This window comes from Lacrimispora struthionigena (assembly GCF_048627165.1).
Taxonomy (GTDB): domain Bacteria; phylum Bacillota; class Clostridia; order Lachnospirales; family Lachnospiraceae; genus Lacrimispora.
This window is the reverse complement of record NZ_JBMBWP010000002.1, coordinates 2,105,007-2,118,234: the sequence shown is the minus strand read 5'-3', so window position 1 is coordinate 2,118,234 and position 13,228 is coordinate 2,105,007. Positions and strand designations below refer to the sequence as shown.

At 41.6% G+C, this 13,228-nt stretch carries 11 protein-coding genes; 7 read left to right on the top strand and 4 right to left on the bottom strand.

Features of this window, described 5'->3' with window-relative positions; translation table 11 throughout:
• Window positions 1-189 precede the first annotated feature (189 nt).
• From ACOAOT_RS18850 to ACOAOT_RS18835, 4 genes are all read left to right on the top strand, one after another.
• The gene (locus ACOAOT_RS18850; protein ID WP_420218376.1) at window positions 190-1,365 is read left to right on the top strand and encodes a tyrosine-type recombinase/integrase; all 1,176 of its coding nucleotides are present in this window, start codon (window positions 190-192) and stop codon (window positions 1,363-1,365) included.
• 180 nt (window positions 1,366-1,545) lie between these two features.
• Window positions 1,546-3,714 carry a methyl-accepting chemotaxis protein gene (locus tag ACOAOT_RS18845; protein WP_420218375.1) on the top strand — a complete coding sequence of 723 codons (2,169 nt, stop codon included), beginning with the start codon at window positions 1,546-1,548 and terminating at the stop codon, window positions 3,712-3,714.
• Window positions 3,715-3,814: 100 nt separating this feature from the next.
• Window positions 3,815-4,720: a helix-turn-helix transcriptional regulator gene (locus tag ACOAOT_RS18840; protein ID WP_420218374.1), complete on the top strand. Its 906-nt coding sequence runs from the start codon at window positions 3,815-3,817 to the stop codon at window positions 4,718-4,720.
• 88 nt (window positions 4,721-4,808) lie between these two features.
• Complete coding sequence (locus tag ACOAOT_RS18835) at window positions 4,809-5,084, top strand: metal-sensing transcriptional repressor (protein WP_104434186.1); 276 nt, start codon at window positions 4,809-4,811, stop codon at window positions 5,082-5,084.
• Between the two features lie 41 nt (window positions 5,085-5,125).
• Here ACOAOT_RS18835 and ACOAOT_RS18830 read toward each other — a convergent pair whose 3' ends face one another.
• Both ACOAOT_RS18830 and ACOAOT_RS18825 read right to left on the bottom strand, forming a co-directional pair.
• Window positions 5,126-6,001, bottom strand: a complete 876-nt coding sequence (locus ACOAOT_RS18830) for an effector binding domain-containing protein (protein WP_420218373.1) — start codon at window positions 5,999-6,001, stop codon at window positions 5,126-5,128.
• A 19-nt stretch (window positions 6,002-6,020) separates the two neighbouring features.
• Window positions 6,021-6,992: a serine hydrolase domain-containing protein gene (locus ACOAOT_RS18825; protein ID WP_420218372.1), complete on the bottom strand. Its 972-nt coding sequence runs from the start codon at window positions 6,990-6,992 to the stop codon at window positions 6,021-6,023.
• Between the two features lie 250 nt (window positions 6,993-7,242).
• Between ACOAOT_RS18825 and ACOAOT_RS18820 the strand changes: the two genes are divergently transcribed.
• Window positions 7,243-9,111 (top strand): heavy metal translocating P-type ATPase, encoded by a 1,869-nt coding sequence (locus ACOAOT_RS18820; protein ID WP_420218371.1) that lies wholly within the window; start codon window positions 7,243-7,245, stop codon window positions 9,109-9,111.
• A gap of 44 nt (window positions 9,112-9,155) precedes the next feature.
• On the opposite strand, the gene ACOAOT_RS18815 is transcribed toward ACOAOT_RS18820, so the two are convergent.
• Both ACOAOT_RS18815 and ACOAOT_RS18810 read right to left on the bottom strand, forming a co-directional pair.
• Window positions 9,156-9,548: a metal-dependent transcriptional regulator gene (locus ACOAOT_RS18815; protein WP_170822783.1), complete on the bottom strand. Its 393-nt coding sequence runs from the start codon at window positions 9,546-9,548 to the stop codon at window positions 9,156-9,158.
• A gap of 46 nt (window positions 9,549-9,594) precedes the next feature.
• Window positions 9,595-10,209, bottom strand: coding sequence for a recombinase family protein (locus tag ACOAOT_RS18810; protein WP_420218370.1), 615 nt, complete (start codon window positions 10,207-10,209; stop codon window positions 9,595-9,597).
• A gap of 347 nt (window positions 10,210-10,556) precedes the next feature.
• Here ACOAOT_RS18810 and ACOAOT_RS18805 point away from each other — a divergent pair, with 347 nt between their 5' ends.
• A complete protein-coding gene (locus tag ACOAOT_RS18805; RefSeq protein WP_420218369.1) occupies window positions 10,557-12,206 on the top strand; it encodes a methyl-accepting chemotaxis protein in 1,650 nt (549 codons plus the stop codon).
• 15 nt (window positions 12,207-12,221) lie between these two features.
• Window positions 12,222-13,187, top strand: a complete 966-nt coding sequence (locus ACOAOT_RS18800) for a GGDEF domain-containing protein (protein ID WP_420218368.1) — start codon at window positions 12,222-12,224, stop codon at window positions 13,185-13,187.
• Window positions 13,188-13,228 lie beyond the last annotated feature (41 nt).

Sequence of the window (13,228 nt, the reverse complement as noted above, 5' to 3'; positions counted from 1 at the left end):
GATTTCCGGAATAACCAGGTTCTCATGCCAGAAAAGGTACCGGAATCAGAAATGGCGACCCAGAGCTATGCTGGATCGTCATTTTTTGAATAATTAAAAAGGCCTTTTTAAAATTTGGAAATAATTGGATTATTTTCCAGAGATTAAACCGTCATATAATAAAATATTATAAGTAAAGGAGTTTTTACCATGCCAAGAAGAGGAGAAAATATTTATAAACGGAAAGATGGAAGATGGGAAGGAAGAACATTAAAACAAACGGGGAAATATCAGTATTTTTATTCCAAAAGCTATAAAGGCGTTAAGGAAAAAATGAAAAATTATAAGGAAAACCAGCCATCTGCCAAAGAAAAAAGATCTGGTGAGATAAAGGGAGGGGCTGCACTTTTTGAGGAATGGCTCATTGATGTTTCTATAAGAGTAAAGCCTTCAACTTATGAAAGCTATTACCGCTGCATAAATAAGTATGTGATCCCATTTTTTGAAAAAGAGAAAGATCAGCGTATTACCACGGGATCTGTCGCACGGTTTGTGAAGGAAATGTATGAAAAGGAGGAACTGGCAGATTCATCTAAAAAGAAGAATCTTACCATTTTTAAGATCGCAGTTAAGGAGATATTAAAGGGTTCCGCTGATTGCTTTGCAGTTATGGATTTAATTAAATATCCAAAGCCGGATGATAAAGAAGTTGAGGTTTTCTCCATGAAAGAGCAGCGTCAGATAGAACAGGCAGCTTTTCATTACAATGACAGGAGAGCAATGGGAATTCTTCTTTGTTTTTATACCGGTATCCGTCTTGGAGAACTATGCGCATTAAAATGGGAGGATATTGATATGGAAACAGGTACTTTATCCATCAGCAGGACTGTATCCCGAATTCGCCATTTTGAAGAGGAAGAACACAAGACCGCACTGTTTGTGGGGGCACCAAAAAGTCGTAAATCCATGAGAAAGATTCCTCTTCCCCAGTTTATACTTAACATGCCAGTACTGACTACATATAAAAGCAGAAATCAGGATAATTATATATTTACAGAGACAAACGTACCTTTTGACCCCAGGTGTTTTCAGAAACTGTATAAACGGCTATTAAAGGAAGCTCACGTCAAGGACCGGAAATTTCATGCGATCCGCCATACCTTTGCCACCCGGGCACTGGAGCTGGGAGTGGATATTAAGACGATCAGCGAGCTTCTGGGACATTCCAGCGTATCCATTACCTTAAATGTCTATGCCCACTCTCTGATGGAACAAAAAAAGGCTGCTATTGAAAAATTCAATGATATGTATCAGCTGAATGCTGATTTGAGCGGACCGTTAATAAAAAATAATTATGAAATTTTGGAAGATTCTTATGCCAGGTAGGTTATAAATGCATTTTTTTAATATTCGGTTACAATTTAAATGAACATTCCCCATTTTTCTGTCACAATTGACAAATATCTACATGTTGTTATATAATATTGATTAATTAAATGCTGTAAAAATTTTACATAAAATGCAATTTATTTCCAGAATGCAAATGATGAGTAGGAGGATATGGCTGTGGCGGGAAGGATTAAGGCATTTCAGAGAGTCATTAAAAAATCAGAGGAGGGTAATGATTCGGAAGGAAAGAAAAAATCCATAAAAGGTAGATTGTTATTTGGCATCATCGCCATGTGTATCACAATTTCCGTCCTCTTTGGACTTTTTAATGGTTATCTTTTCTATCGTGATGCAAAAAAAAGCACTGACATGAGACTGATGGAATCTGCAGAAGCTTATAGCCAGTCTGTTCAAAATGCAATTGATATTTATAAGATAAAGATTGAGGCTATCGCGCAATACACCTCTATTACAAATCAGAATAAGAATGCAGATCAAAGAAAAGATGCTATGGATAAGCTGGCGCAGGATTACGGCTTCCTGGAGATCACAACCGCAGATGTGAACGGGAAGGCGTCTAATGGAACAGATATGAGCCAGTTGGAGTTTTTCAACCGTGCGCTTAAGGGAGAAACCTATATTTCAACCACCATGAAAAACGAAGAACTTGGCAAAACTGTTCTGGTAATTGCAGCTAAGATAAATAACGGTCAATACAACGGAGTTGTAACCGGAACTCTGGATGCTGATGTGTTCAGCAAAATGATAGATGGAGTATCCATTGGAAAATCAGGTTATGGATTTATTGTAGATAAAGAGGGAAAGGTAGTTGCCCATAAGGACAGAGCTACCGTTACCAATGAAACGAACTATATTGAGATGGGAAAAACCGATAAAACTTTTGCGGCAACTTCCAATAATATTAAGGATATGATTGCAGGCAATACCTCTATCCGCTCATCTCGATTAAGGGGTAAAACGCTGGTAATGGGATATACACCAATTACTAATTCGGACGGCTGGTCCATCGCAGTAGTAGCAGAACAGTCCGAGATGATGGCTGGTTTTTATCAGTCTCTGGTTATAACCATCGTTCTGGCAGTTATCATGATTCTGGGTTCTCTGATTATGTCCTTCAGAATTGCAGCACCCATTGTGAAACCCATTGTAAATCTGGTAGAACGTATCAAAAAGCTTGACGAAGGAGACCTGCACTCTGAAGTACCTCAGATTGATACAGGAGATGAGCTGGAATCTCTTTCCCGGTCATTTACCGGAACCATCAATACCCTGAATAATTATATCAATGAGATTTCTTCGATATTAAGCGGGTTGGAGAAGGGAGATTGCACCGTTTTAGTAACCCAGGATTATAAAGGTGATTTTGTACAGATCAAAGATTCCTTAAACGGAATTACATACAACTTAAATTCTGTATTTACCAAGATAAAGGAGTCCTCCGACAAAGTAGCAGACGGATCCAGACAGATTTCAGATGCTTCCCAGGCACTTGCATCAGGAGCAGCTGAGCAGGCGGCGACAGTCGAGGAATTAAGCGCGTCTGTAAGTGGGGTATCAACCCGTGCCCAGGAGAATGCGGACAATGTTCAGAAAGCAACTGGATACGTAAGACAGGCTGTGAGCGGAATGGATGAAGGCAATGCCTATATGGAAAAGCTGGATCATTCCATGAAAGAAATCGGACTGGCTTCGGAGAAAATCTCAAGTATTACCAAGGTAATTGAAGACATCGCATTCCAGACCAACATACTGGCCCTTAATGCAGCAGTTGAATCAGCCAGAGCGGGAGAAGCAGGTAAGGGATTTGCAGTCGTTGCAGATGAAGTCCGCAATCTTGCCGGCAAATCAGCAGAGGCTGCCAAGCAGACGGCAGAACTTATCGGTCATTCCGTTGAGACTGTATCAGAAGGCGTAAAAATTGCCTATGAAACCACCCGGATTTTAAAATCTGCTGCCGAGAAGTCGGGACAGGTAGAACGAACCATTCAGGAGATTGCAGCTGCTTCCAATGAGCAGGTGGAGGCAATCGAGCAGATTAACCAGGGACTTAACCAGGTGTCTTCCGTAGTACAGACCAATGCCGCAACGGCAGAAGAAAGCTCCGCTTCCAGTGAAGAGTTAGATACCCAGGCACAGGTATTAAAACAGGAGGTTGAACGATTCAGGCTTCAGGGTGAATACACTCAGACAGCAGAAGAGCCTGTGTTTTATGAAGCTGCAGCTACAGCTGAGCTCCAGAATTATACAGAAGCTCAGGAAGAAACAGCACAAAAAGAAGAGACTGTATTACCGGTTTCCTATATACATGACTCAGCAAAATATTAATTAATCAGATCAGCCGCAAGATGGAAAAACATGTTGCGGCTGTTTTTTGTTTTGTGTCAGGTGAGTTCATGTTATAATAGCAAAAAAGGGGGACCTTGAGGTGAAAATTGACAGGCTGATCGGAATCATTTCTATATTGCTGCAAAAAGAAAAGGTGACAGCGCCTTATCTTGCTGAAAAGTTTGAAGTATCCAGAAGAACTATAAACCGTGATGTAGAAAATTTATGCAAGGCTGGAATACCAGTCGTCACAGAACAGGGTAAAAATGGCGGAATTTCCATTGCTGAGGGTTATAAGGTAGATAAGACCTTATTTACCTCTGGGGAGATACAGGCGATTCTTTCCGGGTTAAAGAGTCTGGACAGTGTATCAGGAAGCAACCGGTATCAGCTTTTAATGGATAAGCTTTCCATAGGCAGTAATGATTATGTAGGTGCCAGCGGTCCGGTTGTCATTAACTTAAGTTCCTGGTACCAGTCATCCCTTCCACCTAAATTCGAGCTGATTAAGGACGCAATTGAGAGAAAAAAGAGGATTGAGTTTCATTATTACGGTCCTGGTGGGGATAACATGCGAAAATTAGAGCCCTGTTTGTTGATATTTGAATGGTCTTCCTGGTATGTTTGGGGATATTGCCTGCTAAGAGATGATTTCCGTATGTTTAAATTAAACCGAATGGATCAGATCCGATGCACCAATGAGAACAATGAGAACAGGGACATTCCGCTCTATCAGATGGATCCCCGTAAGGTTCAGTGGACCAAAGGAGTGGAAGTAACGGCAGAATTTGATCAATCCATGAAATGGCGGCTGATAGAGGAATTCGGCATTAACAGCTTCAGTGAAAATGCAGATGGCAGGTTATTAATGCAAATTGGCTGGTCGGATCAAGAGTCCTTATTTAGCTGGCTGCTAGGATTTCGGGATTGCGTGCGGATTATTGAACCAGTGGAATACCAGAAGGATTTTCTGAGTATGCTGGAGCGGATTAAGAATCTATATTGATAAATAGAATCACATGACTCCATATTGACAATGTCCATAGAATCAATCATAATATACAGATACCCCTTATGGTATCGGGAGGTGCAAAATGAAACAGTGTATGGATGCAGATAATCTGCACCGGCGTTTAAAAAAGATCATCGGTCAGGTTCAGGCGATTGACCGTATGGTAGATGAAGATGTCCCCTGTGAAGACGTACTTGCCCAAATCAATGCAGCAAAATCTGCGCTGCACCGGGTTGGACAGGTAGTCTTGGAGGGGCATATTAATCATTGTGTCAGAGATGGAATTGAGCATGGAGATGCGGATAAAACCATAGAGAGTTTTACAAAAGCAGTCGAGCGTTTCGCCAACATGACATAAATGATACGTAGAAGCAGGACACCGTTAAAACGGAGGCCCTGCTATTTTTTTTCCACAGCCACCCATATTTCGCAGGAATAGTCTGGATTATTTACATCGTCGGAAGGATAGACTTCAAAGTCCGTACCTCCGCAGGGCCTGTATTCACTGGCGGGGAAAAACTCACTGTAGATTTGCTGATACAGTCTGGTAAATGCATCTGGCATGGAACCGATGCACGGAAATACGGCATACGTATGAGCAGGAACTTCCCATATCATCAATTCTTTTTCTGCAGGCAGAGTACCGTTATAGTAAACCCCAATGGCATAAGGGCAGCCGGGATCAGCAGCATCTTTTCCAAAACCTGTTCCCGCTATGTTTTTCCCAAACATCGTATCAGAAGAAATATACTTTGCAAGCGTACCAATAGTTCCATCCATGCGGCATTGTTTCCAGAAATCAGATATTCTGGCAGAGGTCAGTTCATTTTTGCCGGATACCTCCATGGGTTTACCGATCATTTGAAAGCTGTTCCTCTTTTCAATCCTGTAATCAGTTACATTGGCTCCAGTCAGTATCAGCTTAACAGAAAGACGGGAAAATGATTTCAGACTGGCACCATTTCGCACCTGAGTAGGGGACACGCCATGAAAGCGTGTAAAAGCGCGGCTGAAGCTTTCCTGGGTGTCGTATCCATATTTTACTGCGATATCCAGAATGCGTGTGTCAGTGTCTGCCAGCTCACACCCTGCCAGAGTCAGCTTCCGCATACGGATATATTCTCCCAGAGTAAATCCGCATAGTATTCCGAATACCCGCTGAAAATGAAAGCTGGATGAACATGCCTGTTTTGCAATCTCACTAAAATCCAGTTCTGTGGTTATATGATCTTCCACGTAATCCACTGCTTTTTGAATGCCGCTAATCCAATCCATCTTTGTTTCTCCCCTTGTTTTATTCAAATAGTGGAATGATATCTCTGGTAATCAGTGTAGTCTGTATTTTAAAATTCGGTACAAACCGGGACGCAATTGCTACGACCATACTTTTTTCGGGATTCACATATATGAAGTTCCCGCTATCACCAATCGCCGCATAACAACGGTCTCCCTCACTGTCTGTAATCCACCATAAATAACCATATAAAAAATCTCCCCAGCGGTTCCTTACTTTTGTGCATTCTTCAATCCATTTTGGTGATAGAATTTCTCTGCCTTTATAGCTGCCGCCGTTTAAATAAAGCTGTCCGATTTTTGCCATATCCCGTGGAGTAAGGCAAAGTCCCCATCCGGCTGTGTTCACACCCTGTGGATCCACCACCCATCCGTTTACAGATCTGCCAGATAGAAAGGCAAGATGTTCCTCTTTATTTCTGATTATTGTATTACCGGGAATTGTGATACCCAGTGGTGTAAACAAATTTTCTGTTGCAAAATCAAGTACGGATCTGCCTGTGGAGTTTACTATAATTCCGGATAAAATCTGTGTACCAACGGTGGAATACTTAAATTCTTCTGTTATACCAGATTTACCTCCCAATAAATCCAGGGCAGATTTAGTCCAGTCATCACTGGAATAGACCTTTGTGTAAGGTTCCGACTTATACTTGTATGGCGCAGTCATGGTAAGCATATTTTTTATGGTGACCTGCTTTATGGTATGTTCCCCGCGTTTAAGCTTGTAAGCCGGGAAAAAATCCAGAACTTTCTGATCGGGGCTTTTTATATAACCCTGATCAATGGCAATGCCAATCAGCGTCGCCATGATGCTTTTGGTTACCGACATTACGTGAACAGCATCCACTGAAGTATAGCCGTCAAAATATCGTTCATAAACAATTTCCCCCTTTTTTTGTACAACGATACCAGCTATATTATCGTAATCTGCTCCAATTATATTTTCTAACCGAATAATACCATCGTTCATGACATTTCCCCGCTTTCTTTTTCAATAATCCGTTACAATTCACAGATACTATGATACGGGAAAACAGACTTAACCGCCTGACATTTTGTGCGGAGCGGTGTCATATGCAACTATAGTACAGTATATCAGAATATGGTTTTTTTTCAATCGGAGTGAAAATGCATGTTTCTGCTTGACAATTGATACCTATGGGGGTATATTTGGTTATGAAAATACATATACCCCTATGGGTATAAAGGGGAGACAGATCATGAATCATATCAATAAGTTTTTAGAGTGGGGAGGACCCTTGAAAGAAAAAGTAAGTCTGGCAGTTTCTGTGATTGCCCTTATTATCAGCTTTTTTGATTTGGCACCAATCCCCTTTGATGCTGCCTGGATTGCAGTTCTTCTTTGCGGCATTCCAATTATTATGGAAGCAGTAATTGGTTTAATCACCGAATTTGATATAAAAGCAGATGTTCTGGTATCCATTGCACTGATTGCTTCTGTCATAACGGGGGAGATCTTTGCTGCGGGAGAAATTGCTTTTATTATGCAGCTGGGGGCATTTTTTGAAGATTTTACAGTGAAACGGGCAAGAGACGGGATTGAAAAGCTGGTGCATTTAACTCCCCGCACAGCCAGGAGGCTTAGAGGGGCGCTGGAGACGATTATTCCGGCAGATGAGGTATTAAAGGGAGATCTTCTTCGAGTATTACCAGGAGAGACGGTTCCTGCAGACGGAGTCATCACAACTGGAAGAACCTCTGTAAATCAGGCTGTTATGACGGGGGAATCACTTCCGGTGGACAAAGGACCGGGAGATGAAGTTTCCAGTGGCACAGTCAATCAGTTTGGTTCCTTTGATATGGAGGCAACCAGGGTAGGAGAAGACAGTTCCATACAGAGAATGATACGTCTGGTTCAGTCTGCAGATGCACGAAAGGCTAAAATAGTGGGCATTGCAGACCGATGGGCGACGTGGATTGTGGTGATTGCTCTGGCAACTGCCGTGCTGACCTGGCTTTTTACAGGAGAGGCAATGCGAGCTGTTACCATACTGGTTGTATTTTGTCCCTGCGCACTTGTTCTGGCTACCCCAACCGCCATTATGGCGGCAATTGGCAATGCAACTAAGCACGGCTTCCTGGTCAGGGAGGGAGACGCACTGGAACGTTTGTCAGCAGTCAGGAAACTGACCTTTGACAAGACTGGTACTCTAACCTATGGGACCCCCCAGGTGGTGTCTGTAGTCAGTTTTACAAAAGAGTATGGGGAAGATGAAATATTTGAGCTGGCAGCAGCGGCAGAGTCCCGCTCGGAACACCCGCTGGGGAAAGCCGTAGTCCGCTCATTGAAAGAGCAAAAGAAAAAGGAGGTAATGCCCGCAGATGTATTTGAGATGATTCCCGGACGGGGGGTTAAGTCTGTTGTTAAGGGAAAGAAAATTCTGGCTGGCACCCCGGAGCTTTTGTCTGAAAACGGAATTCTGATGGAAGAATGGCATAGAAGAGAGGCAGAAATTTATCTTAATCAGGGTTGCACGGTTATCTATCTTTCAAAAGGCAATATTCCTGCTGGTTTTCTTGCATTATCGGATACCATCAGAAAGGAGGCTGGTGCGGTGATTGAACGAATTAAAGAAATTGGTTCAGAACCTGTGCTGCTTACAGGGGATCATAAAAGCGCAGCCATACATATTGCCGGCCAGCTTGGGATTATGGAGATTCATGCAGAGTGTCTGCCTGAAGATAAACTCAATTGGGTGAATACCTATGAGGAGGAAAAGAAACGGGTTTGCATGATTGGTGATGGTATCAATGATGCCCCGGCTTTAAAACGTGCTTTTGTGGGGATAGCCATGGGCGGGATCGGCAGTGATATAGCAGTGGAAGCCGCGGACATTGCCCTGGTCAGCGATGATATAAAAGAAATCCCCCATCTTCTGGCTCTGTCAAAGAAGATGATGAGTACCATACATTATAATCTGTTCTTTTCCATGTTCTTAAACTTTGCGGCTATTATACTGGCGGTAACCGGGATATTAAATCCGGTGGTAGGTGCACTGGTACATAATGCAGGGTCTCTGGCAGTAATCATTAACTCAGCGTTTCTTCTGAAATGGAGTGCAAAATAAATAAGCAGCATTGAAAAGCCGGACTTTTCAATGCTGCTTGTCTGTCAATCTTTTTGTTTGCCGTTTACAAAGGCTTTAATTGCTGCAAAACTTTCTGCACTGATTACATGTTCAATCCGGCATGCATCCTCTAATGCAATCTTACGCTCGACGCCCAGAGCCATAAGCCAGTCCGAAAGGAAGGTGTGGCGCTCGTACATCCGCTCTGCGATTTCCTGACCTTTTTCCAACAGCGTTATATGTCCATTTTCATCCATATCAATAAAACCATTCTCGCGAAGATTCTTCATTGCCACACTGACGCTGGGTTTGGAAAATTCCAACTCACCGGCTATATCAATTGAGCGTACATATCCGTTGCGTTTATGCAGCATTAAAATTGCTTCCAGATAATTTTCAGCAGATTCCTGTATTTTCGTAACAGCACCTTCTTTCAATGTTCTTTTTGTATCTGTTTATTGTAACACAAACAGGCTTATATTTTCAAGTCAGGTTATCCATTCCTTTTTCATGCTTTTTTATCATGGTACGGAACTGACTGATGGAGATACCAAGTTCTTTGCTGGCGGACCGTAAGGAGTATTCCCGGTTCAGCCATTTTTCATATACAGGAAAGAATTCATCCGGAAGGGGGGAGGGATATCTCCCCAGATGCTTTCCCTGTGCTTTTGCTATGGCAATTCCTTCTGCCTGCCTTTGTCTGATATTTTCTCTTTCCGCCTGGGCTACATAAGAAAGCAGCTGTAAGACAATATCAGAGATCAGCGTTCCGATTAAATCCTTATTGGTTCGTGTATCGAGAATTGGCATGTCAATAATCACGATGTCTGCTTTTGTAATTTTAACAATATCTCTCCATTCTTTCTGAATGTCTTCATAATTTCTTCCAAGACGGTCCAGACTTTTGACCACCAGTACATCGCCCTCTTTCAATTTCCGCTTCAATTTCTGGTACTGGGGCCGGTTAAAATCCTTTCCCGACAATTTATCACAGTAAATATTTTTCTCTAAAACCCCCCATTTAATCAACTCTACCAGCTGCCGTTCAACGTTCTGATCAAGCGTAGATACTCTGACGTAACCATAGAAATTATTCATATGTTATTAGACCTCCTGTCTTTTCTATTATGGCAGAAAGAGTAGATTTTAAAATGAGACAAGCATAAAGTATTGCTAAAAAGGTGTACCTTTTCGTCAATACTTTATGCTTGTTAAATTAGTATAATTAACCATAATATATTATAATAAAAACTTCGACATATTTCAACAAAAATATAGCAGAAAGGAGATTTTGGGTGTCGATATAGAAAGGTACACCTTTTTGACAATAAAATTCACGGTATAATGGTTATTTTAATCGAAAATAACACGATTATAACAATATTAAGTAATAATGAAAGGGGGAACCGGTATATATCCGGTACAAAACTATGAAAAGAACTTCGATGAAGAAGGCATTTATCCTGCATTTTCTTGCAATTACTGTTTCAGTACTTATTATGGTAATTTCTGTAACATTAAGCTTTCAATCTATTAATAAGGTGAATGGGTTGATTTCGGAATGTTATGAAGAAAAAGAATTGCTATTGTCTGCCCAGACTGCTCACTACAAATGGGGGAGCAATTTAAGCAATGCATTAAACTACGGAACGGAATTTACAGGCCAAAAGGATGAAACCAAGTGTGATTTTGGAAAGTACTTATATAGTGACAAAGTAAAGAATTCACAGGATATGGCTGAATTTTATACAAAGGCTGAGCCGTTGCATAAAGAGATTCATGAGCTTGCCGACCAGGTGCTGGATCTGGAAAAAACAAATAAAAGTGCAGCAATTGAACTGGAGAAAAACAGTGTTAATGTAAAAATTGAGCAATTAGTTCAGTTACTTGATTCTGCAAAGGTACAAAAGCAGGCTAATATTGACCAGCAGCTTAAAAATATGAAGATTACCATTTCCAAGGGAGTGGCAATGTGTGCTGCTGTATTAATTATTACACTTATTCTTTTAATTTTAACATTCCGTTATGTCAGCCGCCATATTGTCAGTCCCATACTTAAGCTTCAGGAGGAATGTAAAAAACTGAAGGCAGGCTTACTGGATGTGTCATTTACAAACCACCTTACAAATGAAGTGGGGGATTTAGGAAATTCTCTGGATGATTCCGTTTCGGCGATTAAAGACTACATAAAGGCAATTGACTATGCCATGTCCCAGTTTGCCAGTGGAAATTTTGCATGCGAATGCTCCATAGAGTTTGAAGGAGATTTTTATAACATACAGAAATCAATCGAATATTTCCAAAATCAGATGAATCATACCCTGTCTGAAATAAAACAGGGGTATGAACAGGTTTCTACGGGAGCAGAACAGGTTTCTGCCGCTTCTCAGAGCCTTGCACAGGGTGCAGCAGAGCAGGCCAGCAGTGTAGAGGAACTGTCTGCAGCAATCGCACAGGTGCAGGCGCAGGCAAAGGATAGCGCCCAGTATGCCCAGAATGTGGATACCATAGGAAACCAGGCGGAGCAGACAGTAAGAGAAAGCCTTGTTGAAATGGAACATCTTAAAAATGCCATTGGCAACATATCGGAAGTCTCACAACATATTACAGAGATTATAGAGACGATTAATGCAATTGCTGCTGAGACAAATCTTCTTGCTTTAAATGCGGCAATTGAAGCGGCCAGAGCAGGAAGTGCAGGTGCAGGTTTTGCAGTCGTCGCAGATGAGATCAGAAAGCTGTCTCAGGGATCTGCGGAAGCGGCCAAGAATATTTCGGCTCTCATAGAAAATTCCATTGCAACCATTCGTCAGGGAGAAACATACGCCTCAAGTACCAGTCAGGCATTTGCTGAGGTGGCAGAGCATGCGAATACAATTATCGGTATGGTTGGAAAAATTGCTGAGGCATCGGAAAGACAGTCCCTGTCGGTAACGGAAATTTCCCGGGGAATGGACCAGATTTCCTTGGTTGTTCAGACAAATTCTGCGACTTCAGAGGAAAGTGCTGCTGCAAGTGAGGAGTTAAACAGTCAGGCGGAGGTAATGATGAGTCTGATTAGCCAGTTTAAACTGAAAACAAGTGCAAACTCATGATTGAAGGTGTAGTAAATGACGGAAAAAGATGCTCATGTTCTTCTTGGGCAGATTCAGAGTATTATTACAAATAAACCTGTAACGGGACAGCTGGAGAGTGATGCTCCGGTTTATAAGGAACTTCAGGATACTGTTTCTTATCTTTCCAGGCACATGCTGAAAATGAACCAGCAGGTAACCAGAAGCAAGGGATTAAATTCCCTGTTTCTGGCTATCATTAACAGTCTGAAAGATTGGGTTGTTGTGACAGAGGAGAAGACAGGCAAAATTCTTTATACCAACGATCTTGTGAAAAATCGGTTTTATAATATGGATACCGGACGTTTTATCTGCGGAGATGCATGCGGATTGATGGACCGGCTTCAGTCACCAGGTAAAATCGAAGGCAGACAAAAATTCGAGTATCAATGCAAACAGGAAAAATTCTTTCAGGTAGAATCCCACCGGGTGCAATGGGAAAATACAAGTGCAGTCATTCATTTAATTACTGATGTGACATTTCAGAAAGAAACAGAGGCTCATCTGGAAGTAATGGCATATAAAGATGAACTGACCGGGCTTAATAACCGAAGATGCTGTATCAGTACCATTGATGAGTATATGAAAGCAGAGCCTATATTTGCCTTATGTATGATTGATCTGGATGGATTAAAAACAATTAATGATCAGTTTGGTCACCTAAATGGAGATCAGTATTTAACATGTGTTTCACGGGAATTGAAAGAGTCAGTCAATCAGGGGGATTTTATATGCCGCTTTGGCGGAGATGAATTTGTAATTCTATATCGCGGATTAACAGAAGAGGAGGCTGAGAAACGGTTAGCCATAGTTAATCAAAAACTGGCGGCAAATCCGGTGGGTTATTCCATGTCTTTCAGTTACGGAATTGTTTGTATTAAAAAGGAAATGGATCTGCTAGCTGAGACTGCTATAAAGATAGCAGATGAAAAAATGTATCAATTTAAACGGATGCGTAAGTAAAAAAAGAAGTCTTTAGAAAGCAGCAGCTGACAGGCGTATCT